The organism is Saccharibacillus sacchari, from assembly GCF_037722395.1.
GTDB lineage: Bacteria > Bacillota > Bacilli > Paenibacillales > Paenibacillaceae > Saccharibacillus > Saccharibacillus sacchari_A.
Map to the genome: position 1 here is coordinate 1 of NZ_JBBKAR010000068.1, position 25,115 is coordinate 25,115.

The 25,115-nt window shown below is 53.4% G+C and carries 24 protein-coding genes and 1 riboswitch; of the genes, 14 read left to right on the forward strand and 10 right to left on the reverse strand.

The genetic code is table 11. The features are described from left to right. The first annotated feature begins 799 nt into the window (after positions 1-799). Positions 800-1,327, forward strand: a complete 528-nt coding sequence (locus tag WKI47_RS25965) for a GNAT family protein (RefSeq protein ID WP_340230114.1) — start codon at positions 800-802, stop codon at positions 1,325-1,327. A 230-nt stretch (positions 1,328-1,557) separates the two neighbouring features. Here WKI47_RS25965 and WKI47_RS25970 read toward each other — a convergent pair whose 3' ends face one another. Continuing rightward, positions 1,558-3,261, reverse strand: a complete 1,704-nt coding sequence (locus WKI47_RS25970; protein WP_340230115.1) for a methyl-accepting chemotaxis protein — start codon at positions 3,259-3,261, stop codon at positions 1,558-1,560. A 325-nt stretch (positions 3,262-3,586) separates the two neighbouring features. Continuing rightward, entirely contained in the window at positions 3,587-4,429 is an 843-nt protein-coding gene (locus tag WKI47_RS25975) for an MBL fold metallo-hydrolase (RefSeq protein WP_340230116.1), read from the reverse strand. 228 nt (positions 4,430-4,657) lie between these two features. On the opposite strand from WKI47_RS25975, the gene WKI47_RS25980 reads away from it, so the two are divergent. Next, complete coding sequence (locus WKI47_RS25980; protein WP_340230117.1) at positions 4,658-5,962, forward strand: hypothetical protein; 1,305 nt, start codon at positions 4,658-4,660, stop codon at positions 5,960-5,962. 149 nt (positions 5,963-6,111) lie between these two features. Here the strand turns inward: WKI47_RS25980 and WKI47_RS25985 are convergent, their stop codons facing one another. Continuing rightward, positions 6,112-6,687, reverse strand: a complete 576-nt coding sequence (locus WKI47_RS25985) for a thymidine kinase (RefSeq protein ID WP_340230118.1) — start codon at positions 6,685-6,687, stop codon at positions 6,112-6,114. A gap of 382 nt (positions 6,688-7,069) precedes the next feature. On the opposite strand from WKI47_RS25985, the gene WKI47_RS25990 reads away from it, so the two are divergent. The 7 genes from WKI47_RS25990 to WKI47_RS26020 all read left to right on the forward strand — a co-directional run bounded on the left by WKI47_RS25990 (position 7,070) and on the right by WKI47_RS26020 (position 14,465). Then, entirely contained in the window at positions 7,070-7,423 is a 354-nt protein-coding gene (locus WKI47_RS25990) for a metal-sensitive transcriptional regulator (RefSeq protein WP_340230119.1), read from the forward strand. Positions 7,424-7,682: 259 nt separating this feature from the next. Next, on the forward strand, positions 7,683-7,883 hold the full coding sequence (locus WKI47_RS25995; RefSeq protein WP_340230120.1) for a copper ion binding protein: 201 nt from the start codon (positions 7,683-7,685) through the stop codon (positions 7,881-7,883). Between the two features lie 479 nt (positions 7,884-8,362). Further along, positions 8,363-10,837, forward strand: coding sequence for a heavy metal translocating P-type ATPase (locus WKI47_RS26000; RefSeq protein WP_340230121.1), 2,475 nt, complete (start codon positions 8,363-8,365; stop codon positions 10,835-10,837). A gap of 284 nt (positions 10,838-11,121) precedes the next feature. After that, positions 11,122-12,036 (forward strand): hypothetical protein, encoded by a 915-nt coding sequence (locus WKI47_RS26005; protein ID WP_340230122.1) that lies wholly within the window; start codon positions 11,122-11,124, stop codon positions 12,034-12,036. A gap of 166 nt (positions 12,037-12,202) precedes the next feature. After that, the gene (locus tag WKI47_RS26010) at positions 12,203-12,490 is read left to right on the forward strand and encodes a hypothetical protein (protein WP_340230123.1); all 288 of its coding nucleotides are present in this window, start codon (positions 12,203-12,205) and stop codon (positions 12,488-12,490) included. A gap of 230 nt (positions 12,491-12,720) precedes the next feature. Next, positions 12,721-13,470, forward strand: a complete 750-nt coding sequence (gene nfsA / locus WKI47_RS26015; RefSeq protein WP_340230124.1) for an oxygen-insensitive NADPH nitroreductase — start codon at positions 12,721-12,723, stop codon at positions 13,468-13,470. 65 nt (positions 13,471-13,535) lie between these two features. After that, positions 13,536-14,465: a serine/threonine protein kinase gene (locus WKI47_RS26020; protein WP_340230125.1), complete on the forward strand. Its 930-nt coding sequence runs from the start codon at positions 13,536-13,538 to the stop codon at positions 14,463-14,465. 101 nt (positions 14,466-14,566) lie between these two features. Here the strand turns inward: WKI47_RS26020 and WKI47_RS26025 are convergent, their stop codons facing one another. Next, entirely contained in the window at positions 14,567-14,776 is a 210-nt protein-coding gene (locus tag WKI47_RS26025; protein ID WP_340230126.1) for a hypothetical protein, read from the reverse strand. Between the two features lie 317 nt (positions 14,777-15,093). Here WKI47_RS26025 and WKI47_RS26030 point away from each other — a divergent pair, with 317 nt between their 5' ends. Then, entirely contained in the window at positions 15,094-15,912 is an 819-nt protein-coding gene (locus WKI47_RS26030) for a purine-nucleoside phosphorylase (RefSeq protein ID WP_340230127.1), read from the forward strand. Positions 15,913-16,852: 940 nt separating this feature from the next. Here the strand turns inward: WKI47_RS26030 and WKI47_RS26035 are convergent. The 5 genes from WKI47_RS26035 to WKI47_RS26055 form a co-directional block, all read right to left on the reverse strand. Then, positions 16,853-17,722, reverse strand: a complete 870-nt coding sequence (locus tag WKI47_RS26035; protein ID WP_340230128.1) for a TatD family hydrolase — start codon at positions 17,720-17,722, stop codon at positions 16,853-16,855. Beyond that, positions 17,719-18,570, reverse strand: coding sequence for an ABC transporter ATP-binding protein (locus WKI47_RS26040; protein ID WP_340230129.1), 852 nt, complete (start codon positions 18,568-18,570; stop codon positions 17,719-17,721). Before WKI47_RS26040 ends, WKI47_RS26035 begins: the two co-directional genes overlap by 4 nt. Beyond that, positions 18,567-19,364, reverse strand: coding sequence for an ABC transporter permease (locus tag WKI47_RS26045; RefSeq protein WP_340230130.1), 798 nt, complete (start codon positions 19,362-19,364; stop codon positions 18,567-18,569). The genes WKI47_RS26040 and WKI47_RS26045 overlap by 4 nt, the downstream gene beginning before the upstream one ends. Further along, complete coding sequence (locus tag WKI47_RS26050) at positions 19,361-19,660, reverse strand: thiamine-binding protein (protein ID WP_340230131.1); 300 nt, start codon at positions 19,658-19,660, stop codon at positions 19,361-19,363. The genes WKI47_RS26045 and WKI47_RS26050 overlap by 4 nt, the downstream gene beginning before the upstream one ends. An 89-nt stretch (positions 19,661-19,749) precedes the next feature. Continuing rightward, a complete protein-coding gene (locus tag WKI47_RS26055) occupies positions 19,750-20,784 on the reverse strand; it encodes an ABC transporter substrate-binding protein (RefSeq protein WP_340230132.1) in 1,035 nt (344 codons plus the stop codon). Positions 20,785-20,947: 163 nt separating this feature from the next. After that, positions 20,948-21,060, reverse strand: a riboswitch (TPP riboswitch). A gap of 171 nt (positions 21,061-21,231) precedes the next feature. On the opposite strand from WKI47_RS26055, the gene WKI47_RS26060 reads away from it, so the two are divergent. Both WKI47_RS26060 and WKI47_RS26065 read left to right on the forward strand, forming a co-directional pair. Next, positions 21,232-21,648 carry a pyridoxamine 5'-phosphate oxidase family protein gene (locus tag WKI47_RS26060; protein WP_340230133.1) on the forward strand — a complete coding sequence of 139 codons (417 nt, stop codon included), beginning with the start codon at positions 21,232-21,234 and terminating at the stop codon, positions 21,646-21,648. Between the two features lie 260 nt (positions 21,649-21,908). Then, positions 21,909-22,949, forward strand: a complete 1,041-nt coding sequence (locus WKI47_RS26065; protein ID WP_340230134.1) for an EAL domain-containing protein — start codon at positions 21,909-21,911, stop codon at positions 22,947-22,949. A gap of 39 nt (positions 22,950-22,988) precedes the next feature. Here WKI47_RS26065 and WKI47_RS26070 read toward each other — a convergent pair whose 3' ends face one another. Further along, positions 22,989-23,120 (reverse strand): hypothetical protein, encoded by a 132-nt coding sequence (locus WKI47_RS26070; RefSeq protein ID WP_340230135.1) that lies wholly within the window; start codon positions 23,118-23,120, stop codon positions 22,989-22,991. A gap of 101 nt (positions 23,121-23,221) precedes the next feature. Here WKI47_RS26070 and WKI47_RS26075 point away from each other — a divergent pair, with 101 nt between their 5' ends. Together WKI47_RS26075 and WKI47_RS26080 are read left to right on the forward strand one after the other, a co-directional pair. Continuing rightward, positions 23,222-24,034, forward strand: a complete 813-nt coding sequence (locus tag WKI47_RS26075) for an undecaprenyl-diphosphate phosphatase (protein ID WP_340230137.1) — start codon at positions 23,222-23,224, stop codon at positions 24,032-24,034. 294 nt (positions 24,035-24,328) lie between these two features. Continuing rightward, positions 24,329-24,763, forward strand: a complete 435-nt coding sequence (locus WKI47_RS26080) for a CPCC family cysteine-rich protein (RefSeq protein ID WP_340230154.1) — start codon at positions 24,329-24,331, stop codon at positions 24,761-24,763. Positions 24,764-25,115: the final 352 nt, after the last annotated feature.

Here is a 25,115-nt window from a genome sequence, read left to right on the forward strand (position 1 = left end):
TTTTTTTTGAAACAAAAAATATGAACTCATGATTCGTTACTTTGTACATTTTGGTGTAATGCTGCATAGTATTAAAGCGCACTTCGTATCAATAAAGTTACGAATTCATTTAAAAACACAATCATTTTCCTGATTTTATAAATATGTAGGTGTCTTAAGAACTAAAATAAGTAGGTGTTTAGATCCTTTAAGTTCAAGTGTTCGCTATCGTATTTGAGAATTAAATTGAAATGGCTGCCCTGGATATTTTGCTGTTCAGTGCGATTTGGCGAACGGTCTGTTCATCCTGCTGAAATGGCATCTAACGTTCTCTATACGTTGAACGTTCGGGTCGATCTGGATTTGCCTGTTTGAAGTGTAAATTGAGCAACGCATTTTGCGCCAAGACCTTTTTTTAGAAAAATGATAGAATTAGTGAGCAGGAAGGGGCGGTATGGTCAATAATAAGCCTTGAATCTCGCAATCGATTCGGGAGAAGATTTTTGCCGCAACCAAAGAATCAGATTATATTCCAAATAGCAAAGCTGTAAGCTCGAGCATCGGGAATAGCTTCAGCTTAGGCGTAATAGTACCCTGCTAGACGTCCAATAACTACTGTGACTAAATCATGAGCTCTATTATTTCTAAAAGCTTCAAGAACAGATACGGGGTGATCTTTTTGCTTAACAATGATTTTCATCTCTATTCGTTGGGGAGCTATGCGGTTAAGCTTTGTCTCTCCGGAAGCCGAGAAAAAAGGTTTTAAAGAGCATTTTTATCGATCAAGGATTGTTCGGCGATTGAGAAAGGAGAAGAAAGCATGAGTATCGTTATCGAGACGGAGCGCCTGATTTTACGCGACGCCATTTCCGAAGACTGGGAGGCCGTTCACGCCTACTCCTCCGATCCGGTTGTGGTTCGCTATTCCATGTGGGGGCCGAACAACGAAGAAGAAACGAAGGAATTCGTCGAGCAGATGATCGAGATGAGCCGCGAGATTCCGCGCAGAAGTTACGAATTGGTCGTGACGCTCAAAGAAACCGGAGAACTGATCGGCGGCTGCGGCCTTCATAAGGCGGGCTTCAACGCAGAGATCGGCTATGCGTTCAATCCGCGTTTTTGGGGAAAAGGCTATGCGACGGAGTCGGCTTTCGCGCTGCTGCGAATGGGCTTCGGCGAGCTGGATATCCATCGGATTTCCGCCACATGCCGTCCCGAGAATGAAGACTCGTCCAATGTCATGAAGCGGCTCGGCATGAAGCGGGAAGGACGGCTTCGGGAGCATATGTTTTTCAAGGGAGAGTTTCATGACTCCGAACTCTATTCGATATTGAGGCAGGAGTTCTGATGCTGCACGAAACCTTCCCTCTGCCATCGGCTGTTTACAATCAAAACCGAACTTCCCCAACCGCACAAAACCCCGGCATCTAATCTGCCGGGGTTTTTGGTGTATGGTAAACGGCCGCGGGAAAGGGGAGGAACTCTTCCCCGCAGGCGGTGGCGTTCCGCCCGCGGCCGAGAAACACAGTTTGCGGATTATCAATTCGTTGATTGTCCTCGCGCCTGAATACTGTCCGCTTACAGCTTGAACTTCGTCATTTCCTGCTGCAAATCTTCGGCCAGTTGCGACAGGTAGCGGGCGGAGCCGTTGACTTCTTCCATCGTGGACAGTTGTTCTTCGCTCGCGGCGCTCACTTCCTGCAGGCCTGCCGCGCCTTGTTCGGTCACGCGGCCGATGCTTTGCATAGCGCGGCCGATTTCGACGGATTGGCCGGAAGCGGACGCGATGGAGCGGGAGATTTCGCCGATTCGGCCGGAGACATCGGCGATCGAGCGTTGGATCGCCGAGAAGGAATCGGAGACGCGTCCGGCGCCTTCGACGCCTTGCTTGACGCGACCTGCGGCTTCGCTCATGGAGACGACCGCTTTACGGCTTTCGTCTTGTACCGAACGAACCGTCTCGGTGATTTGCGAAGCGGATTCAGCAGCGGATTCCGCCAGCTTGCGGATTTCCTGGGCGACCACGTCGAAGCCTCTTCCGGCTTCTCCGGCACGCGCGGCTTCGATCGAAGCGTTCAGCGCCAACAGATTCGTTTGTTTGGCGACCTGCTGGATCGCGGAGACGAGCATGTCGATATCTTCGATCCGGCGCTCCAGCGACGTAATGACAGCCCCGGTATGGCCTACGCTGGTGTCGATATCCTGGATTTGCTGCAACACATCGTTGACTTCGCTCAATCCGGCGCTGGCAGAAAGCTCTGTGCGTGCGGCGAGTTCGGCAATCGACTCGCTGCCGCTGCGGATGCTGGTCATATTGTCGGCGAGTTGGTCGGCCGAGTGAGCGACATCGGATACGGTCTGCGTTTGCGTCTCGAAGCCGTCAGCCAGGACGCTGGACGAAGAAGCGATATGACCGGAAGCAACGGCGGTCTGTTCGGCGCTTGCCGTAAGCTGTTCGGAAGACGCGGACAAGGTCATCGCGCTTTCGTCCACTTTTTGGATAATGCCGCGCAGACCGGCGATCATGCCGTTGAACGATTGGGACAACTGACCGATTTCGTCACGCGATTGATAATCGGCTTCGACCGTCAGATTGCCGTTCGCCGCGTTTTGCATCAGGTTTTGGATATTGCGCAGCGGTTTGGAAACGGCGCGGGCGATCAGGTAACCGACGGCCAGCGACAGTACGATACCGCCTGCGAGCAAAGACAGGATCAGGATCAAAGAACCGTTTTTGAGAGCGATCGTTTGCTCGCTGCTGGACTGCGCTTCGTCGGCTTGCAGCGTAGTCATGCTTTGCAGCATCTCGTTCGTTTCCTGGCGCAGCGTTTGAACTTTTTCCGTGAATACCGAGTAAGCTTGGTCGTTATCGTTTTGCTCGGCCAGCGTCACGACTTCTTTGAGCGCGGCGCGGTAGTTGGGAACAATGGCGCGGAAAGCATCGTATTGCGTTTTCATATCGGCGGACATATCCATGGCATCGAGTTGCTCGTAATAGCCGTTGTTCGCTTCCTGGGCTTTGGTGAGCGCTTCTTTGAGTTTGTCCAGTTGGGTCTGGTCCGTGGCGATAATCATTTCGAGCACGATCGACTGCATCGAGATATTGTTGCTGCGCACTTCGTCCATGATCGCCATGATCTTGACATTTTCGTTGTACATCCGTTCGGAAGCGTCGGACACTTTTTTCGTGGCGTCGTAACCGCTGTAACCGACCGCCGCTAAAAGGAGCGCAGATACAAAGGTAAGGACCATGATTTTCCAGCGGACGTTTAAATTTTTCATCGTGTAGGCCTCCTGGGCTTTTGAACGGTGAGACGGATGATCCGAGTCAGAGTTTAAAAGTCTTAATTTGTCGAATAAATGCTTATGATAGTTATATCGGCATAGTTTTAAGAAAATTTAGCGCTTTTTTTGAATTTTTTGGATTTTATTTTGTCGAAAATGAGGTCTATAGTCTTAATTCGCATTTTTCATTCGACAAATTTTGAGGAAGGCAACACAAAAAGACCGAGCGACAAAATCCGAAGATTTTTGTTACTCAGTCTACTTCGAGCAAGTGAGCGGAAGATGAGGGAAAGCTGAAAATTGGATAAAGATTAAAAGGCGTTCACGGTTCCGGATCGATATGCGCCGAATCGACGTAGCGGCCCGAAGCGGGAACGGCGACTTCGTCAAAGCGGCTGCTGAGCTGCTCTAGCCCCTGCTCCAACTCTTCGCCGATCATCGGCTCGCCGTGGCCCGTAATTGCGTAAGCCGGACGCAGCGCCGCCAGCCGTGCGACCGAGGTGCGTGCCGCTTCCCAGTTGGGCGTGAAGTACGTCGGCGGCCCGTGTACTTCGCGGCGCTGAGTCAGCACGGCCAGCGCCGACTCCTGCTTGACCGTGATAAAAGCATCCCCCGCCACCAGTGTGCCGTCGGAGCTTCGGAACAACGAGACATGTCCTTCCGAGTGGCCCGGCGTATGGAGCCAGCGCCACCGCGGCAAAAACGGAACGCTTCCGTCAGCCGGGAGCGCTTGCACGCGGTTTCCGAAATCCACGCCTTTATTCGGGAAAAAAGGAGCCGAAGCCGCAAGGAGTCCGCCGCCGACCGTGGGATCGCCGGGCGGATAATCCGCTTTTCCCGTCAGAAAAGGCAGTTCTTGTTCATGCGCATAAACCGGTACGTCCGGGAACAGTTCAAGCAAATCTTCGAGCGAGCCGATATGGTCGAAATGTCCGTGAGTGAGCAAAATGGCTTCGGGCTTTTCGCGTCCGAACCGTTCGCGGGCCGCTTTCACGATTTTGGACGCGGAACCCGGCATGCCGGTATCGACAAGAACCCATTCGCCTCCCGGATTTCCAATCATCACAACGTTGACAATCTTGGTACGCAGATAAGTAACGTCTTCGGGCAAACGATCTTCGGGACGGCTTGCATCCGGCGTACCGGAGTCAGGATAGCCTGGCATAAGCGTTGCACCTCCAGATGGATGAGTTGCCCTGTTTTACCCGTAACGGGGAGGGGTGACACAGCGGAGCAACAACCGATCCGTAGGTCAATATGCACGACGGAGCGGTTTCGATCAGGACTGCGAACATTGGAGCTGCTGCCGTAAACGTGAAGTTGAGCAGCCGATAACCGCGTGCTATGATGAGCGCAAATACGCGTAACGATCGAAGCGGGAAGGGTGTGAACGATGCGCAAACCAAAAGAACCGCGTTCGCGGAAAATGTCTGGGCGGGCGTTCATGATCGGGATCATGCTGCTCGGCGTCGCTGCTTTGGCCGTCCGTCTCATCGTTGCCTTTCCGCATGGAGGCTTCATGAGCGACCAGCAGCTTTTTGTCGACTGGATGGAGCAGGTGCGGCAGCGTGGATTGGCGAGTGTCTATATAGAAGGAAGCAACATCAACTACCCGCCGATCTTCCTGCTGCTGATGGATCTTTATCGTTCGGTCGTCGGATGGTTCGGCATTGTGCCGGCAGCAGGCGAGCTTTCTTTTAAAGGCGTATTGATTGTACTTGATCTGATTCTACTGGCTGCTGCCGTACCTTTGACGCATTCGATGGGGCGTACGCGCAGCCGATTCTTCGTGCTGGCGCTGCTGGCTCTGAATCCGGCTTTGATCTTCGGCAGCGCCTCCTGGGGGCAAGTCGATATGCTGCATAGCATGCTGATGTCCGCGACGCTTCTGGTGCTGCCGAATCTGCCTTTGCTTGCGGGCGTACTGTTCGCGCTGGCGCTGCTGAGCAAGTTCCAGGCGGTCACGCTGCTGGCGGTGCTGGGCATTTATTTTCTGCGACGCTTGGCGGATCGGCACGGTATCCGTCCGTTGGCTTTGTTCGCGGCAGGCTTTGCGGGCATCCTGGGCATAACGGCAGTCTTTTTCGCCAGGGCAAGCGGTCTTCAGGCGATGGTAAAAGGTGCGTACCTCAGCGCCGTCGGCATGTATCCGCAGGTGACGATGAACGCGATGAACATTTGGTACTACTTTATCGGCACATCGCCGACAACGCCGGATACAACGCGGCTTTTTGGAACGCTCACACTTCGGTCGGCCGGTTTTCTTCTGCTTGCGCTGTTTGTCGCGTTCGCGGCCGTTTATTTATGGAAAAGTCGTTTGGACGCTTCATCGCTGCTCAAAAGCGCCGCACTCGTCAACTTCGCTTTTTTCATGCTGCCGACCGAGATCCACGAACGCTATAGCGTACCCGCGTTGGTAATGTCCATCTTCGTTTGTCTGTATGACCGCAGGTGGGCAATCCCGACGATTCTGCTCAGCCTGGGCGTAACCGCCAATCTGTGGATGGTGCAGGCGGAAGCGATCGGGATTTACACGGGATTGATCGTCGTTTACGTGAACGTCGCGCTGTTGCTGTGGATGGTCGTTGCGTTATGCGGAGAGCTGCGAAAGCGGCACGGCGACAGACCGGTATTCGACGACGTAGACAAACCGAGCGGCTCGATACACGAACCGGCCCGTTTTTCGCGAAGCGAATGATCGGCGAAATTCGGGGTAACCGCGATGACGCGAAGGAGTAGAAGATACGGGCATGGGGTATGCAGATTCAGCCGCCGCGCTCAGCAAAAAGGCCAGTGTTCCTTATTAAAAAGGGCACTGACCTATCTATTTTCGCGAAAGGTATGTGCTTATAGCGGCGGGTTGGCGTGGCATTTGCGGCAAACGGGGAAGTAGCGGTCGTTTCCGCCGATCTGGATCTGTTCGCCGTCGTAAAGCGGTTTGCGGTTCTCGTCGACGCGCAGCGCCATCGTGGCTTTGCGCTCGCAGAACCAGCAGATCGTTTTCATTTCCTCGATCTTGTCCGCGTACAACAGCATATACTGACTGCCTTCGAACAATTCGTTGCGGAAATCGTTTTTGAGACCGAAGCCCATCACCGGGATGTTCAGCTCGTCCACGATTTGCGTCATTTGCAGCACTTGCTCCTTGGTGACAAACTGCACTTCGTCGAACAGCACGCAGCTGATTTTTTGGCCTTGATAGTTTTTCACTTCGTTGTACAGGTTCGTGTCGGCGTAGACCGGAATCGCTTCGCGCTTCATCCCGATTCGGGAAGAGACATGGCCGACTTCGTCGCGATCGTCGATGCCGGAGGTAAAGATCAGCACGTTTTTGTTTTGTTCCTCGTAGTTATGGGCGACCTTCAGGATCTCGATCGATTTCCCGCTGTTCATTGCCCCGTATTTGAAAAAAAGTTGCGCCATTGTTGTATTCGCTCCTTAGCTGTGAAGTCCGACTTTCATTGTAGCAGGAAAAAAGAGAATTTGGCGAGGGAGGCGCTGCGGGATAAATTCGTTCAGGACGCTGTCTCACGAAGAAAGCTTGCAGCTTTCCTCGTTCAAAGGCGTCCTTCACTGAATTTCTCCCTCCGCTAGGGCGTCTCGGTAAATTTCTTTTTGGGTGGGGGAGGAGGGAGAGAACACTAAAGACTAAAAATTTCGTATTTGTGTCACAAACACGTCTTGGATTCGGAAAAAAGAATAAAAGGTCTTTACATACCCTATGGGGGTATATTAGAATGGAGTCAGATCGAAGATGAAGACAGAGCCAACATCAACCGAAAGCATCTTAGAAGGGAGTGGGCCTATGACGATTCAGAAAAAGACGGAGCCGGTTTCGGATAACGAACACTGCCATACGCTTGGAGAAGCTGGGAAGTTGCCGCGCAAAAGCCATCACTCCGAAGCGACGAAAAGCAATCTCGTTTCCCGGCTGAACCGTGTCGAAGGCCAAATCCGCGGCATCAAGGGAATGATCGAGAAAGACACGTACTGCGACGACGTGCTTAACCAGATCGCTGCTGCACAATCCGCCCTCAACAGCGTCGGCCGTCTTCTGCTCGAAGGCCATATGAAGAGCTGCGTAGTCGAACGGATCGAGGCGGGGGAGACTGAAGTGATTGACGAGTTGCTGATTACGGTGAATAAGTTATTGAAATGAGAATGTTTGCAATCATCCATTAGCGACTTTGATCAAGGCTTTTGTTGCAAGACGGTTCAACTTGCAACAAAAGGTATCCGGAGAGCGATTCCAATCGAGATTGTAAACATTCTAAAAATATTCGCAACCTTCCATCAGCGACTTTGATCAAAGCTACGAACATTCAAAATGCTCGAAAGTATCATCATCGCAACGATTTTAACCTTTTCTTTAATCCTTGTCTTTTCCCATAATCCCATTTCCCAAGGAGGAACCCCCTATGCAAACTACAACTCTTAATGTCGAAGGCATGTCCTGCAACCACTGCGTCAAAGCTGTCGAAGGCGCGGTAAAAGAAGCCGGAGCCCAAGGTACGGTTGATCTCGGCGCCAAAACGGTAGACGTTTCCTACGACGAAGCGACAGTGAGCCTCGACGCGATCAAAGCCGCCATCGAAGACCAAGGCTACGACGTCGTTTAATCTGCACGGCATCCGGTCCGTCGAGCCTGCTCAAGTCTCGCCGGACTTTTCGGTTTGCCGGCCGATTTTTTCGAATAAGCAGGCATCCGTTTCGGCGGCTGAGGTTTAACGGATCGAATGTCCGTTAAACGCCTGATTCGGGCCGCGTTTCAAATCTAACGGATCGTACAGACGCTTAGACGTCAAAATAGCGCTCAAACCCAACAAAAACTGTCGTTTTTCGCAGCTAAGAGTCGCCTCGATCCGTTAGAATATTCAAGCGTCCGAATTTTGCTTTTAAGCGCCGTCTCGATCCGTTAGAACGAAAGAACGCATTTCGGCATCGCGGGCCGGCATCCGATCAAGGCGAGCAGCGGGAGCGATCCCGGCCGGCGCCTTCTGAACGCTTTTCAAGATTGCTCAAGGCCGAATCCGGCCTTTTCTTAGCTTCAAAACATACCCCTATAGGGTATCGAAAAATCAAAAAGGAGGTCGCCCTCATGTCCACTCAAACGGAAACGCCTGCTTCATCCTCTTCGCCTGCTGCCCGCACCCAACAAGCCACGCTGCAAATCAGCGGCATGACCTGTGCAGCTTGCTCGAACCGTATCGAAAAAGGCTTGAACCGGATGCCCGGCATCGCCGCGGCCAACGTCAATCTGGCGTTGGAAAAAGCATCTGTTGATTATAATCCGAAAGAAACCGACATTGCCGAGATCGAACGCAAGATCGAATCGCTCGGCTACGGCACCGTGAAAGACGCCGCGGACTTCGATATCACCGGCATGACCTGCGCCGCTTGTTCGGCACGGATCGAAAAAGGGTTGAACCGGATGCCCGGCGTCCTGAACGCCAGCGTCAATCTGGCGTTGGAGACCGCGCACGTCGAGTATTCGCCCGGCGCGCTCGATTCCGGCGACATCATGCGCAAAGTCCAGCAGCTCGGCTACGGCGCGAAGTTGAAGCAGGAAGGCAAGGAGCGTGATCGCGGCGGAGAAGATCGCAAGCGCCTGACCAAGCTGATCATCTCCGCGCTGCTCTCGCTTCCGCTGCTCTGGGCGATGGCCGGACACTTTTCGTTCACTTCGTTCATTTACGTGCCGGGAATGTTGATGAACCCGTGGTTCCAACTGGCTCTCGCCACGCCGGTCCAGCTTATCATCGGTTGGCAGTTTTACGTCGGCGCCTACAAAGCGCTGCGCAACGGCAGTGCCAACATGGATGTGCTGGTCGCGCTGGGTACTTCTGCCGCTTACTTTTACAGCTTGTACCTTTCGATCCAATGGGCGGCCGACGGCAGCATGAACATGGCGGGCCACGGCATGCCGGAGTTGTATTTCGAAACGAGCGCGGTACTGATCACGTTGGTACTGGTCGGCAAATGGTTCGAATCGAGAGCAAAAGGCCGCTCCTCCGATGCGATTCGCAGCCTCATGGGGCTTCAAGCGAAGACGGCCATCGTGATACGGGACGGCGTGGAAACGGAGCTTCCGGTCGAAGAAGTCGCGGTCGGCGATATCGTTCGCGTTCGTCCCGGCGAGAAAATTCCCGTGGACGGCGTCGTGAGCGAAGGCCGTTCCTCCGTCGACGAATCCATGCTGACCGGCGAAAGCCTTCCCGTCGGCAAAGAACCGGGTTCGCAGGTCGCCGGAGCCACGATCAACAAAAACGGAGCATTGCTGGTCAAAGCGACGAAGGTCGGCCGCGATACGGCGCTTGCGCAGATCGTGCGCGTCGTCGAAGAAGCGCAAGGGTCGAAAGCTCCGATTCAACGCATGGCCGACGTGATCTCCGGAATTTTCGTGCCGATCGTCGTGGGGATAGCGATTGTGACCTTTGCTATCTGGTATTTCGCGGTCGATTCCGGCAACTTTTCGGGCGCGTTGGAGAAAGCGATCGCGGTGCTAGTTATCGCTTGCCCGTGCGCGCTTGGCTTGGCTACGCCGACTTCGATCATGGCAGGCTCCGGCCGCGCGGCGGAATTCGGCATTCTGTTCAAAGGCGGCGAGCATCTGGAAACCGCGCGCAGCGTAGATACGATCGTTTTGGACAAAACAGGCACGGTGACGAAAGGCAAACCTGAACTGACCGATGCCATTGCTTATTCGATCGAGGAAAACGACCTGCTGGCCTTCGTCGGAGCGGCGGAAAATGCGTCCGAGCATCCGTTGGCTGAAGCGTTGGTGCGCGGCGTTGGCGAACGCGGCATTGCCATGCCGCAGGCCGAAAACTTCGAATCGCTACCGGGTTACGGAATTACGGCTACCGTATCCGGCCGCGAACTTCTGGTCGGTACGCGCCGATTGCTGCAAAAGCGTAACATCGACGCGACTTCCGCATTAACGGATATGGAACGTCTCGAAAACGAAGGCAAAACGGCGATGCTGGTCGCGATCGACGGTCAACTGGCAGGCGTCGTCGCGGTTGCGGATACGCTCAAAGAATCGTCGCCCGAAGCTATTCGCCGTCTGCATGAAATGGGTCTGCGCGTTATCATGATTACGGGGGATAATCTGGCAACCGCCCGCGCGATCGCAGCCCAAGCCGGCATTCGAGAGAGCGATGTATTGGCCGAGGTGCTGCCGGAAGGCAAAGCCGAAGAAGTAAAAAAACTGCAAAAATCCGGCCGCAAGGTCGCGATGGTCGGAGACGGGATCAACGATGCACCGGCGCTGGCAACAGCGGATACCGGGATGGCGATCGGCACGGGCACCGACGTGGCGATGGAAGCTGCGGATATCACGTTGATGCGCGGCGATCTGAACAGCGTCGCCGACGCGATCTTGATGAGCCGCCGCACCATGGACAATATTCGCCAGAACCTGTTCTGGGCGCTCGGCTACAACGTACTCGGCATTCCAATCGCGGCAATAGGCTTGCTAGCCCCTTGGCTGGCCGGGGCGGCGATGGCTTTCAGCTCGGTCTCGGTCGTGCTGAACGCTTTGCGCCTGCAACGGGTGAAGCTGAATCGGTAAAAGGCAAGCGATCGCACGCAGCCCTATCTTTTCGTATAGAGTGACTGTGGAAGACTGTATATGATTCGCTGCGGATCGTTGATCGGCCGGAGCGGGACTTGACCTCTATCCAGCGGCGCGAAGAGCTTTACAGCTCCCGCGCCGCTTTTTTCTATCCAGTTTTAGGCTTGCGGCGTCTTTATTGTCGCGTTCCGCATAAAATTTTTGAATTTGCGAGTCCATTTTCGAATCTGTGCGTATATAGGCAAAAGATCATGAATTCGTTTACATGAGGAGGGCTTCTTATGAACGGACCCAAAAACCGCACGCGCAAAAAAATTCCCGCTTTGGCTGCCGTGGCGCTCATGACTGCTCTGACCGGTTCGATCCTGCCGGCAAAACGCGTTCAAGCTGCTCCTTCCGGTATCCAAGTCAATCTTGCCGCTTCCGGCTTCAATGCGCTATCGGCCAAAAGCGACGTAGCCGAGATGTGGGCCTATATCGAAAAAAATGCGGCATCGTCATCCCAGGCGACCGTAACCGTTTGGCTGCGCCGCCTGGAGACGGTACAAAATAAGCGGTTGCCCGGCCTTGAAGCAGCATTAAGCCAAGAATCGCTTCAGAACGCGCTTATGACGACGGACGGCATTTACGGCGATTGGAAAAAAGGAACCCGCACGGGCAACGCTCAAGCGGACAAGCTGCTGGCCGAGATCGAAAAAAACGGCTACGTGCTGGATTCGACCGAAGGTTACTTTTTTCCCAAGATCGACTATTTGCGTTATCTAAAACAAGCTTCGCGAACGACCGAGCGTTACGCCGACTATCTCAAGATTCGTTCGGACGAGACGGTCAGCGAGCTGACCAAAGACGCAGGGCTGATGGTAAGCTGGACGGAGTTGGTGGCGCGCGCGGAACGTCAGAGTCGGTACTTGGTAAGTTATCCGAACACGCCGGAGACGGCGACCGTGCAGCAGATGTACGACCAATCGCTGTACATCGTTTTATACGGTACGGATAACGTACCTCTGTTCGATTACGACACGCGCAAGATCGATTCCGAGGCGAAAGCGGCGTATCAAAAGCAAGTCCGAACCGGCAGCCAGTCCTCGTTCACCAAGCTGCTGCGCAATTATACGAGGGTGCTTGAGCAAAACGGCGGCAAACTCACGAAGTCGGTCGAAGCTTTCCGCGACGTGCGCAATCCGTGGGTAGAATAAAAGGCGGTTAAAAGTCATTTCTGCCATTCTTGACGAACATGTGTCGGCGATTTCGAACTTTTACCCTGTAATTTCCATAAAACGTGAGTCAAAGCGGACAACGTACGTTAAATATACAAAAAGCTCAACCGATATGTAGGATAAGATCACGTGAGGAGGAAAAGGAATGAGCAGAAGCCGCCGGGAAGTCCAGCAACATTTGCCGTTTACCGCCGCTTTCGCGCTCATTCAGGCATTGCGCGATCCTTCGGGAATGCTCGTTCGGGACACGGAGGAGCAGAGGGGCGACTATACGTCGCCGAACTTGCTAAGTCTCGCGCCGTCTAGCGGCATGGAAAATCCAGCCTATGCCCAAAGCCATGAATATTTTCGGCCCGATTTTATGAATGCGCTTTCGGATAAACCGTTATCGGAGAAGAAGGAGCGTGGCAGTCACTTTGGATACGGGGATTAAGGATATGGAGAAGATCGAGAGGTTCCGATGGAAGCGTCAATCCTGAAGGGGATTCATGCCGACCGTTCGGAACCTTTTTTGCGTCTATAAAGGAAGTCTGATTGGGCATGGGAATTGCCTTTTCTTGCATGGACCGCGTCGGAGTTTCATAATAGAATCAACACGGACACGCCCTGGGCGAGGGTTCGTACTGAGCTTTTACAGATTCTATACGGAAAGAAGGCATTCAAATGAACGATACGATTTCCCTATTGATGAATCACCGCTCTGTTCGCAAATATACGGATCAATCGGTTTCGCAGGAGCAGCTTGAAGCCATTGTGGCTGCCGGACAGATGGCCTCCAGCTCCAGCAACGTGCAGGCGTATAGCGTCGTTGCCGTTACCGATCCCGACTTGAAAAATAAGCTGTCCGAATGCGCGGGCAACCAGGCGTATATTCAGGAATGTCCCGTGTTCCTTGTGTGGTGCGCGGATCTGTCCCGTTTGAAAAAAGCAGCCGACACGCACCAACCTGGTGTGCCTTCCTATGAGGGAGCCGTCGAAAACTTCGTCGTCGCAACGGTGGATGTAGCGCTGGCGTCGCAAAATGCAGCCGTGGCCGCGGAATCGCTGGGATTGGGCATCGTATACATCGGCGGGATTCGCAATCAGATCGAAACGGTCTCCGAACTGCTCGGTTTGCCGGAATACGTCTACCCCGTCTTTGGCATGTGCGTAGGCTATCCTGACCCGAATCATGGAGCCGGTCTGCGTCCTCGTCTTCCTCAGGAAGCTGTTTTGCATATGAACGGTTACCATGCGGAACAGAATGAACGTGGCGTGCAGGCGTATGACGAGACAGCGGTCCGTTATATCACGGCGCGCACGAACGGCCAACGGACATCGTCATGGTCGGAGCAAATGGCGGCAAAATTGACCAACCCGTCGCGGTTGCAGTTACGTTCGTTTTTGGAGAGTAAAGGATTGAATAAGGAATAAGCAAGAGATAAAGCGGGTGTAGCAGGCTCAAAAAGACCTGACGCAGCCGCATGAAGGAGTGCAGGATGCTTCAATCCATCAAAGAATTCATCCGCGCTTGGTGCGACTATCCGGTTCAACCCGGTCAAGTGATCGGGAAGCGGTACGAAGTGGCCGAGTTGCTGGGCATGGGCAGCTACGGTCTGAGTTATCGCTGCATGGATCGTCAGGACGGTAACGAGGTAGCGCTCAAGCAGGCCAAGCCGAGTCGGCGTCGATTGGCTGGGCTGCTGCTGAGGCGGGAACGGGATGCGCTGCTTGCGATGGAACACCCGTCCATTCCGCGCTGCAAAGACTTTTTTAGCGATCGGAAAAAAGACTGGTTAGCTGCGGATTACGTGCGGGGGCGAACGCTGGAAGATTTGATTTTCGAGGAAGGACGGGTGTTCGACGAAGCGGATTGTCTGCGTTGGGCGTTGGAATTGCTGGATTTGATCGGCTACGTTCACGCCCGCGGTTACGTGCATCTCGATATCCGCATTCCCAACGTGATGATGGACGAAAAAGGCATTCATCTGATCGACTTCGGTCTGGCGCGCCGGATCGGGGAAGACGAAGTGAGGGCACCGGACGGTTCTTTGCTCGAAGGACGAATGCCGGCCCGGACTTACTCCGATCTGGAGGACGCGGGACATTTGCTGCTGTACATGCTGTACTCCGGGTATGCGCCGCCGAGCGGGGAGACTTCTGCGATTTCCGGTCCCCGGCAACACTTGTCGGGTTCGCATGCGGTCGGCTATCCGTCTGATCGGGGAGCAAATTCTGCGGCTGGAGAACGTGCGTCCATGGAGTTGCCGGAATCGGATGAGCCTTCGTGGGAGGACGAATTGGATCTATCGGCCCGGACAAAAGGATTGCTGCGCCGTTTGCTTCGCTTGGACACGCCTTTTGCGGATACGGGTGAAGCGAAGAAGGCGATCAGCGAGAGTCTGGAAGCGCTCCGTAAAGATGGATAATTCATTGCTACACGCACAAACAAGCCGTTCCCTTCGTCGCGGCGACGAGGAGAACGGCCTGTTTGCGCTACCGGCGTACAACCTCCCGTTGCTGCTGCGGATCAACTGGAGCTGCCGGATTTTCTTTTATAGTAGGAATGTCCGTGACGTCCGTATCCGCCGTGCCGACCATCGGAAGACGAAGAACGGGAGTATCTGGAGCGATCGCTGCTGGAACCGCGGTAACGACGGCTTCGATGGCTGCTCGATCCTCGCTTATGGCCGGAACTCGATGCGGAATGGACAATTTTATCTACGATTTTTTTGAACATATCAGTTTCCTCCTTGGGTGTGATCGCCGTATGGGGTGCCTGTTGCGGCGATGAAAGGTATACGGGCCACCAGGCTGCCGCGTTTCGTTTGGATGTGCGGCTTGCACGTATATCCTTGCTTGAATCTTACCCGATCTTCGGTAGGCAGAATATGAAATCTTGATGAGAAAAAGTTCATTTAACAGAGGCTATACACAGACATGAAGCAGGCGGCAGAGGTAGCGGTTTACATGCAAGGCTTCTCCCGGTAAACTGGTTGAGGGCGTGTCGTTTAGCGGCACATCGTTCGTGAAGTCACCATCCAAGGAGGATTCATCATGCAAAAAACACAAGAAATTTTGGAAGCTCGCGACTTTATCGCGGGCAAAACGGAGCACCAACCGACCATCGGCCTGATTCTGGGTTCGGGTCTGGGTACGCTTGCGGACGAGATCGAAAATGCGGTCGTGATTCCATATGCCGAAATTCCGTACTTTGCCAAGTCGGAAGCGGTCGGCCATGCCAACGAGCTGGTTATCGGACAATTGAAAGGCAAAACCGTTGTCGCGATGAAAGGCCGTTTCCATTACTACGAAGGCTATACGCTGCCGGAAGTGACCTTCCCGGTTCGCGTCATGAAAGCCCTCGGCGTAGAAACGGTGATCGTGACCAACGCTTGCGGAGCGGTCAACACCAGCTTCAACCCGGGCGATCTGATGCTGATTACCGACCATATCAACCTGGTTGCCAACAACCCGCTGATCGGACCGAACAACGACGAGTTGGGCGTGCGTTTCCCGGATATGTCGCAGGTCTACAACCCGGAACTGCGCGCTTTGGCTCAAGAAGTCGCGGCAGAACAAGGTATCGGCCTTCAACAAGGCGTATACACCTGGTGGACGGGTCCCGCTTACGAGACGCCTGCCGAAATCCGCATGATTCGCACGCTGGGCGGCGACGCGGTCGGCATGTCCACCGTTCCGGAAGCGATCGTAGCCGTGCACGGCGGCATGAAGGTACTGGGCATTTCCTGTCTGACCAACATGGCCTGCGGCATCCTGGACCAACCGCTGAACCATGAAGAAGTAATCGAAGTAGCGGCGCGCGTTCGCGAGAATTTCGTTGGACTCGTTAAAGGGGTATTGGAGAAAGTTTAGTGGGGCGGGGGCTACGGGAGATGTCGTTTCGATCGCGTGTTGAAATTGGGAAGCTGGATTGAATTTTAAGTTGAAGCTTCCCAATTTCAAAGGCGAACTATAGCGTATGCTTTCGATGTGACTTTCTTCGAAAGTCTTCGGCTTCTACACGACACCTCCCTTCAGGTTGCCTGCACAATCTTCAGATGTGAAAAGTCGTTTTTTGCAAAAACGATTTTTTAACAAATAAGTGCCGATATACACTTATTTCGTTCGAATTCAGGCTTTTTTCGCAAATAGATGCTCAAATGCAATTAATTGCTCTTTTTTGCGCTTCATTGCGCTTTTTTTCTTGAAATAAGTGCATCTACGCACTTATTTTTGTACGGAGAGCAAATAAGCAAAAAATAAGTGCATATATGTGCTTATTTCGCGGTTCGCGGTCGCTTGAAAGATTTGCTCGGTTTGCTTTGTATTTGGCTCTAACTTCAGAAGGCGATTCCGTTGATCAACGGAATCGCCTTCTTTTTCTACATCTATATCTAAACCTTTCCGAAAAGAATAGTAAGCGGAGTGAGAAATTCAGTGAAATACAGGATTTCGAAGAAAACCTGCGGTAACATTCAGCGCTATGTTGACGCCTTCGAACCCAGAAAGCTCCTTATTCAAATCCAATTCAACTTTCCGGTTGAGACAGCGTCTTGTAAAGCATTTCGAAGAAATGCACTTCGGAAGCTTGCGCTAGGGCGTGTACGCAAACTCAGGCGACGTGCATCTTGAGCTGCCTTTTCGCCCTCCTCTACGTCACTTTCCCTTGACGTGCCCCGGCACGCCTTCGGAACAGTTCCTGGATGAGAACGAAAATTCAGCTCAATCTGCGCCCTTCGGAGTTTGCGTATACGCGCTAGTAATTTCGCCTTCCGCTTTTCGGCTTTTTCGCGAACGGGAACTCCATCTTCGATCAATCGTCCGAAAAATCCCGGCCGTAAAAGCGCCGAGCATTGTCGATGAAGCGACGTCGGGCGTCTTGCTCGTTCAATCCGTGCAGCTTCGCCCATTCGCGCACGACGGCTTCGGCCATGGACGGGTGCGTGTCCCGCCCCGCGAAAGGACCTTCGAACGGCCAGGGTCCGTCGGTTTCGCTCATGACGAGCCGGTCCGGGTAAAGGCGGGCCAGAGCGCGGATTTCTTCTTCATACAGAAGATCCGGCGTGAAGGAGATGTGGTAGCCGTTCGCGATCATTCGCTCGACGGTGGATGCGGAGCCTTTGAACCAGTGGAAATGGGCGCGCCGGATCTTATGGCGTTCCAACAAATCGCAGGCGGTGTCGGCGTCTTCGTAGACGGCGTGCAGGATGACCGGAAGATCATGCTTGGCCGCCAAAACGATGAAGCGTTCCAGCAGCCGGATATATCCGGCTTCGTCCAACGTCTCGCCGCGTTCGGCGGCTTCGAGGCGGGTGTAGTAGGGCAGTCCGACTTCGCCGACGGCGACCATGCGGGAAACATACGGCTTGGATTTCAACGGCTCCGCAGGGGACAAAGCTCGCTTTTCCATCCAGGCGAACAAAGCCTCCTCGTCTTCGGCGGACGGGAGAGGCTGTTCGGGGTGGAAGCCGTAGGCCGGGCGGACAAGGTTCGGGTATTGCCCGGCTAGCTGCTCGGTTCGACGCGAGGATTCCAGATCCATAGCGACGGCGACGACGAATACGCCGTCGTCGGCTTGAAATTCTTTGAGCATTTGAGCGATCCGGTTCGGTTCGTATTTTTCCAAATGGATATGGGTATCGGCCAAGCCGGCGTTCCCGGATTTCGCGGCGTCTGTATTCATGACGGACGGTTCGCCTCCTTCGGCGAAAAATCGTTCGGGCGCGCGATCGGCGTTCCACCGCTTTTCCGTTGTTCTTCCTTCATTAAATTCGTCAGCTCGCGGCGCAAAGCCAGAAACTCCGGCGTTTCCGTGATTTCTTCGCGCCGGGGTCTCGGGAAAGGCACTTCGATGCGCCGCAGCACTTCGGAAGGCCGGCCGGACAGGACGTAGATCGTGTCGGACAATAGCAAAGCCTCCTCGATATGGTGCGTGACGAACAGGACGGAGCGGCGCGTTTCTTCCCAGATATCCAGCAGCCAAGCCTGCATCTCGCTGCGGGTAAAAGCATCCAAAGCGCTGAACGGCTCGTCCAGGCACATCAGGTCATGCGGGCTGAGCAGGGAACGGACGAATGCGGCCCGCTGCTGCATACCGCCGGATAGCGTGTGCGGATACGCTTTTTCGAATCCGGCCAGCCCGGCGCGTTCCATCCAGCGTCCGGCTTCGTCGAGCGATTCCCGGCGCGGGGCGCCGTTGATCTCGCGGTCGAGCACGACGTTATCTTCGACGGTGCGCCACGGGAAAAGCGCGGGTTGCTGCGGCATGTAGCCGATATGCCCGCGTTCGCCGTTGATAACGCGACCGTCCAGCATGATCTCGCCGGAGTCGGGCTTCAGCAGGCCGCCGATCAGATGGAACAGCGTGCTTTTGCCGGAGCCGGAAGGGCCGATCAGGCTGACGAATTCGCCTTCGTGCACCTGAAGCGAGACGCCGCCGAGAACGGGGAGCGGCTTGCGCTTGTTGCCGAACGATTTGCGCAGGCCCGACAGTTCCAGTTTGACCCGCGCTGCTTTTTCCGTATCGTTCATCGGGCTTCTCCTCCTTCCGAATGTTCGCCGCGCCGTCCGCCCCGAACCACGAGCCGTTCGATCAGCGTCACCAGCAAGAACAGCAGCAAGCTGAGCGCGACGACGATAACGATAGCGGCAAAGATCCGATCCGTGCGAAAAGCCGACTTTTGCAGAATCATGTAGTAGCCGATTCCTTTTTGCGCGCCGATCCATTCCGCGATCACCGCGCCCATGACGCTGTACGTGGCAGCGATGCGCAGACCGGAGAACATCGAAGGCAGGGCGTGCGGAAACTCCAATTTGCGAAAAATTTGCGTGCGTTTCGCTCCGATCATGCGCATGTAGTTCAGCATGGTGCGGTCCGTTTGCGCGAAGCCGTCCATCGTCGACACCGCAACGGGGAAAAAGCACACTAGCGTAATGACGATGATCTTGGGCAGCAGGCCGAAGCCGAACCAGATCATGAGCAGCGGCGCGAGCGCGATGGTCGGCACGTTCTGACTCAGGATCAGCAGCGGATAAAGAGCGGACTTCAGCAGCGGAACCAGATGCAGGGCGCACGCTACCAGCAGGCCGAACGCCGAGCCGATCGCAAACCCGATCAGCGTCAATTGCAGCGTGGACAGCGTGTGCATCCATAACGACTCCGCGCTATTCGACGCTTCCCGCGCGATCACGGACGGCGAAGGCAGAATCCACGCCTCGATGCCGAAAAAGCGTACCGCCGCCTCCCAAGCCGTCAAAAACAAGAGGACCGCCACAAAGGGCGGCCACGCGGAGCGGAACCATTGGTTGAGCGTCGAGCGCGTCATGGACGGTATTTAGCCGTCAGACGCTCCATGCTGATGCCGTCGGGACTTGGGTAATGCGCGATTTTGATCTGGGAAATGACGCTCGGCGCTCCCGCTTCGGTCAGCGCTTCGTGCATTTGCCGCACGATGTCCAGCAGTTCCGGCAGTTCGCCTTCGAGCGTCGTTTCCAGCGCGTGCACTTCGTATTTAACGCCGGAGCGTTGAATGACTTCGATCGCTTTGTCCACGTAAGGGATCGAATCTTCGCCGTTGGGCGTTTTCGGAATGACTTGAATACTGAGCAGAGTCGTAGCCATGAATGATCAACCTTTCTTTTTTTAGATCGTCTGATTTAAAAGATCGCGTCGATTGTCTGAGTACGGAGCTTCCGCTCCGCTGCAATCTTTTATTTCGCGGTCGCCGCAGGCAGGTAGTCGTTGGTGAAGGCTTTCGTAGAGTCGAATTCGCCTTCCAGCAGATTTTGCGAACTCATCCACTCGCCGTAGTTTTTCCACACTTCGGGCTTTTGCCAACCCCATTGCGCGGCATCGTCCCGGTATTTCGGGCTGAGCCATTCCTGGCTGGCTTTGACCAGTTCGGGATCGAGATCCGGCACTGCTTTGATCAGGATGTCGGCCGCTTCGGCGGGATGGTCGATCGCGTATTGATAGCCTTCGGACGTGGCTTTCATGAAGGATTTCACCAATTCCGGATCGTCCGCGATCTGTTTCTCGTTGGTCGCGATCACGGGCGTGTAGTAGTCGAGACTGTCGGAGTAATCTTTGACGTAAAGCATCGTGATCGGCTCATTGCGCAGTTCCGCTTCGATGCCCGTCCACGCGTAGAAAATCCAGGCGAAGTCGATGTCGCGTTTGACCGCGGTGAAAAAGTCGGCGTCGCCCATATTGATATTTTCAACTTTCGACACGTCGGCGCCTTCCTGGTCCATGATCGACTTCATCACGGCTTCTTCGACCGGGGAACCCCAGCCGCCGTAACGTTTGCCTTCGAAGTCTTTCGGCGACTTGATATTCCGGTCTGCCGGAGCCGCGAAGCCGGACGTGTTATGTTGGATAACCGCAGCCAGCGATACCAGCGGAACGCCCTGTACGCGCGCTTGCGTGATACTTTCCTGGTAGCTGATGCCGAACGGCACTTCGCCGGAAGCGACCATCTGATCCGCGCCGCCCGCGCCCGGCTGCAAGATGGTGACGTTCAGTCCTTCTTTTTCGTAAAAGCCTTGATCGACCGCCGCGTACAATCCGGTATGGTTGGTGTTCGGCGTCCAGTCCAGCACCACGCTGACGTCGCGCAGTTCGGCCGTTGCCGGCGTTTCCGCCGTCGATCCGTCCGTTTCGCTTGTCTTGCCGCTTCCGTTGCCGCCGCCCGAGCAAGCCGTCACCGCCAGCATCAGCGCCGCGATCGGAGCCAGCCACTTCATTCTTTTTCTGTTCCCCTTTTGTGTGCCTGTCATGCGTTCATGTCTCCTTCAAACCGTATTGCCCGTTTCTTCAAGCCCGCCGGAACGCCAAAAAAGCGTCCCGGATTCCGGGACGCGTAACGTCGATATAAACTGCGGCTGCTTTTCGGGATATGGTCGAAAAGGCGTTTCCGCTAAACGTTCCTACGCTGGCATTACCCAGATCAGGTATAAGGGTCAGTATCTGTTGGGATACACTCTCAGCCGGCCATTCTTCCGACACCCCCCGGGGGTTATGAAATTGCGGGTTGCTTCGGTGTCATTATAGCTTTTAAAAAGAAGACTGTCCAGAAAGAACGTTTGGAAAAAGCCTACGGTCGGCGTTTGCAGGTTCACTTTCTTCTATTCGGGTACTTACTATTATGCACAATGGCAGTCCAACTTTTACGATACGGGAGGCTTCACATCATGGACCAACAACAACTCGAAAGCAAAATCACGGAAACGCTGGAACGCAACCGCTTCGGATCTTTCGCTACGGTCGAAGGCGGCCGTCCGAAAGTCCGTTACATGACGGTATTCAACGAAGGCATGACCGTCTATCTGGTGACCAGCTCCCAAACCCATAAAGTCGAAGAACTGGAACAGAACCCGAACGTGGCGCTGCTGCTCGGCTTCGAGCAAGGCGGCACGCAGGACGAAGTGCAGATCGAAGGCACGGCGAAAATCACGCGTGACGAAAGTTTGCGCAAAAAGCTGTGGCACGATACGTTCGAGCAATGGCTGGAAGGCCCCGACGATCCGAATTACGTGGTGATCGAGATTACGCCGACGCGTGCCGAATATGCGAAAAACAAACATGAAGTGGAAGTCTGGGAAGCCTGATCTTTTTGCTTGCCTTATCCGATAAAAGTCCTGCGCCGAAGATTTTTTCGGGCGGGACTTTTTTTATCTATAAACATTGTGCAAAATTATTTTGTCGACAATACGAAAAAAGCTAAAAAATAAGTCGAAAGAACCCGATTCTAAAAGAAGCGAGCTGGGTAATAGGGTTAGATTATGCTGCTTGCTGTCTAGGTTCGAAGAACCAGCCTTTTTTCAACGGATTCACGCACAAATCATCAGTTCAAGGAGGTTCCTCTAGCATGGACCATATTTGCAGCAGTTGTCAGCCCGTAAGACCGATCGAGGACTGGGGAACCATTTATTTGCGCCCCGTTACGGAGATGCTGAACGATTTGGTCAAGGACCAAAAATGGACACAAGGACGCAACGGATACGAGAACGGTGTTCTGTTTTTTTCATATACGAGCAAAGAGCAGTTTTTGGAAATGGCGGAATGGCTGAACAGTCTACCCCTGGAATGGACCGAACCGCTTCAGATTAAAATTTGCGGGGAAAACGATGCGCCTGCCATGCTGCCGTGGTTGCCTTTTTCGCAAATCGCGGCTCGGTTTCAAAATATGGCGATGGTGAACATCATTACGCAAGAACGGTTCACGAGCTTTTTGCAGCCGATCGTCGATCATCAAGAAAACGTGGTGGCTTACGAGTTTTTGCTGCGCGCGGCGGCGGGCGAGGAGCCGTTCAATCCGTTCGAGCTGTTCGACGTGGCGCGCCGGACCGGCATGCATTCGTTTTTGGACCGGGCGGCGCGGATTTCGGCTATTCGCCGGAGCGCGGAAGTGCTGCCCAGAGGGATGAAGCGGTTTATCAACTTTTTGCCTTCGTCCATCTATAATCCCGATTACTGTCTCAAGCATACGTTTGCCGCGATTCAGCGTTACGATCTGGACCCGCAGGATTTCGTGTTCGAAGTGGTCGAAACGGAACGGATCGCGGATATGCCGCATTTGCAGCGAATCTTCAACGTATACCGCTCGCGCGGCGTGTCGGTGGCGTTGGACGATGTCGGTTCCGGGTTCTCCACGACGGAAGTGCTGTCCAACCTGAGACCGGATTTCGTGAAAATCGACCGTGGACTGATCGACCGCTGCGACGAATCGCCCGACAAGCAGCGGCGGATCGAAGAGATCGTCAACATCTCGTCCGTTTTCGGCGGCACGGTGCTGGCGGAAGGGATCGAACGGCGCGAAGAATACGAATTTTGCCGCAGCCGCGGGATATCGCTGGCGCAAGGCTATCTGTTCGGGCGTCCCGCTGCGGAACCGATCGCGATCGGTTGAACGGAAAAGCGTTGAGCAAAGTCCGAAAAAGTAGGTTGCCTACGCCATCAATTCGATATCAACCGAACCTACCGTGAAGCAGATCCGCGATTCGGCGAATCTGCTTTTTTTGATGACGGACGTTGTTTGGATACGATTGCGGTTTTGCCAATCCAGGCTTCCGAATTTCACACCGCCGCTTCTTCGTGGTAAATTAGAAAGATGTGTGCGGAAGCCGGAGATTCGTTTTTCCGCAAAGCGCAAAATCATACATAGAAGAAAGTGGGAGAGAAATGGAAGAAACCTGGCTGTGGCTCAAGTATCTGATCTTGGGCATCGTTCAAGGCGCGACCGAGCCGATCCCCGTCTCGTCCAGCGGTCACTTGATTATCGCCCAGCGTCTGCTCGGCATCGATCAAGCGGGGCTTACATTTGAAATTTTAACGAATACGGCGTCGCTGATCGCGATCATGTTCATTTACCGGCACGATATCGGCAGATTGATCGTCGGAACGTGGCAGTATATCCGGACGCGGGAAGCGAAGTACAAATCCGACTTCATGTTCGCGATGTACGTGGTAATCGGCACGATTCCGGCAGTTATCGTAGGCCTGTTATTCAAAGACTGGATCGAAGACACCTTCTCCTCGATCAAAACGGTGGGTGTCGCGTTGCTAGTAACAGGCCTCGCCTTGTGGCTGATCCGCAACATGCGCGGCCGCAAGCAAGACGGCGACTTAAAAGCGCGCGACGCGCTGCTGGTCGGTCTGGCTCAAGCCGTCGCGCTGATCCCGGGCGTCAGCCGTTCCGGTTCGACGGTCATTACGTCGATCGCGACGGGCATGAAGCAGGATACGGCGCTGCGTTTCTCGTTCATGCTGTATATTCCGGTCAGCCTGGGCGCGATCGTGATGGGCTTGCCGGACATCATCAGCACGTCGGAAGCGCCGGGCATGTTGCTGCCTTACGTGCTCGCGTTCGTCGCAACGCTGATCGTGACGTATTTCGCAATGAAATGGTTCATGGGCATCATGGCGAAAGGGAATTTGAAATATTTCGCGTATTATTGCTTTATAGTGGGGATTTTGTTGTTGATTTTCTTGTAGAAGGTGAAGAAAAGCGTTCTTTTCCCGGGAATGGGAGAAGGACGTTTTTTTGCATTGAAATAAAATAAAAGAATAATAATCTTTATATTTACAATTGAGTTTAATGATAAAATTTTAATGATTATTTAGGTCTTTAGAGAAGGAGCTTTTATATAGATATGAATCTTCAACTCAGTCTATATTTGTAGGATCAGAAAAAGGAGGTAAAATTAAATCATTTTACAAATGGGATGGAAGACTTGAGGATGAAGTAATCTTAAGTTTCAAAAAAATGGGGCTGATTGATTGAAAAAGATGACCAGAGAAAACTTTCTTGAGCTGATGTGTTTAGTTCGTAGTTTTATTGATAAAGAAAATAATGTATTGGAGTGGTTAGAAGGATATAGTTCTGATTCTGAATCAGACGAACTGGATTCTAACGGTGTAAGTAATGGTTTTTTATCTCAGATAGCTTACTTAGTTACAGGTTATGAGATAGAAATTACTGGAGAAGTTGAGGAGTTGTGTTCATGTCCTTGTTGTAGTTTCAAAACTCTAACAGAATCTTATAATAAGCTTGAAGGAACAGGTTACGATATCTGTCCATATTGTAAATGGCAAGATGATGGGACTACAGATATAAACACTTATAGATCTATTAACAAAGGGAGCATAGCAGATTATCGTAGAAATCTTTGCTCAGACTTTAATAAATACTATATAAATAAATGGTTAACGACAAAGACTTGAATTGACGGATTGTCAATCCGAGTGTAACAGTTTCTATTGAGACGATTTGTGTATCTTCCAACTTAAACATTTGCATGGCTGATTATTGATGAAATGGAGGATATACTGAAGCTTAACGTCAGATACTTGGGCAAAATCATGGCCTTTCGGGAAGAATTCTCGAAAGGCTATTTGTGTTTTCGTTAGAGTCTTTTTACCAAAAAGAATACGTAGTGGCCAAGTAAACGTTCACGTCATGAAACCGCTTCAGCAGGGCGTGGTGAGCAAACTTTTCGCCCCCGGTTTACCGCTCGCAATCTATTGTTCCACTGGGAAGAAACGACCAAGCCTACATAAACGACCGTACCTCCGA

Coding starts and splice junctions, on each gene's coding strand:
- WKI47_RS25990 (WP_340230119.1), top strand. CDS start 7,070: ATGACGATTCAGAAAAAGACGGAGCCGGTTTCGGATAACGAACACTGC.
- nfsA (WP_340230124.1), top strand. CDS start 12,721: ATGAACGATACGATTTCCCTATTGATGAATCACCGCTCTGTTCGCAAA.
- WKI47_RS26025 (WP_340230126.1), bottom strand. CDS start 14,776: ATGTTCAAAAAAATCGTAGATAAAATTGTCCATTCCGCATCGAGTTCC.
- WKI47_RS26035 (WP_340230128.1), bottom strand. CDS start 17,722: ATGAATACAGACGCCGCGAAATCCGGGAACGCCGGCTTGGCCGATACC.
- WKI47_RS26060 (WP_340230133.1), top strand. CDS start 21,232: ATGGACCAACAACAACTCGAAAGCAAAATCACGGAAACGCTGGAACGC.
- WKI47_RS26055 (WP_340230132.1), bottom strand. CDS start 20,784: ATGAAGTGGCTGGCTCCGATCGCGGCGCTGATGCTGGCGGTGACGGCT.
- WKI47_RS25980 (WP_340230117.1), top strand. CDS start 4,658: ATGCGCAAACCAAAAGAACCGCGTTCGCGGAAAATGTCTGGGCGGGCG.
- WKI47_RS25995 (WP_340230120.1), top strand. CDS start 7,683: ATGCAAACTACAACTCTTAATGTCGAAGGCATGTCCTGCAACCACTGC.
- WKI47_RS25985 (WP_340230118.1), bottom strand. CDS start 6,687: ATGGCGCAACTTTTTTTCAAATACGGGGCAATGAACAGCGGGAAATCG.
- WKI47_RS26000 (WP_340230121.1), top strand. CDS start 8,363: ATGTCCACTCAAACGGAAACGCCTGCTTCATCCTCTTCGCCTGCTGCC.
- WKI47_RS26050 (WP_340230131.1), bottom strand. CDS start 19,660: ATGGCTACGACTCTGCTCAGTATTCAAGTCATTCCGAAAACGCCCAAC.
- WKI47_RS25975 (WP_340230116.1), bottom strand. CDS start 4,429: ATGCCAGGCTATCCTGACTCCGGTACGCCGGATGCAAGCCGTCCCGAA.
- WKI47_RS26005 (WP_340230122.1), top strand. CDS start 11,122: ATGAACGGACCCAAAAACCGCACGCGCAAAAAAATTCCCGCTTTGGCT.
- WKI47_RS26045 (WP_340230130.1), bottom strand. CDS start 19,364: ATGACGCGCTCGACGCTCAACCAATGGTTCCGCTCCGCGTGGCCGCCC.
- WKI47_RS26010 (WP_340230123.1), top strand. CDS start 12,203: ATGAGCAGAAGCCGCCGGGAAGTCCAGCAACATTTGCCGTTTACCGCC.
- WKI47_RS26075 (WP_340230137.1), top strand. CDS start 23,222: ATGGAAGAAACCTGGCTGTGGCTCAAGTATCTGATCTTGGGCATCGTT.
- WKI47_RS26065 (WP_340230134.1), top strand. CDS start 21,909: ATGGACCATATTTGCAGCAGTTGTCAGCCCGTAAGACCGATCGAGGAC.
- WKI47_RS26020 (WP_340230125.1), top strand. CDS start 13,536: ATGCTTCAATCCATCAAAGAATTCATCCGCGCTTGGTGCGACTATCCG.
- WKI47_RS25970 (WP_340230115.1), bottom strand. CDS start 3,261: ATGAAAAATTTAAACGTCCGCTGGAAAATCATGGTCCTTACCTTTGTA.
- WKI47_RS25965 (WP_340230114.1), top strand. CDS start 800: ATGAGTATCGTTATCGAGACGGAGCGCCTGATTTTACGCGACGCCATT.
- WKI47_RS26080 (WP_340230154.1), top strand. CDS start 24,329: ATGACCAGAGAAAACTTTCTTGAGCTGATGTGTTTAGTTCGTAGTTTT.
- WKI47_RS26040 (WP_340230129.1), bottom strand. CDS start 18,570: ATGAACGATACGGAAAAAGCAGCGCGGGTCAAACTGGAACTGTCGGGC.
- WKI47_RS26030 (WP_340230127.1), top strand. CDS start 15,094: ATGCAAAAAACACAAGAAATTTTGGAAGCTCGCGACTTTATCGCGGGC.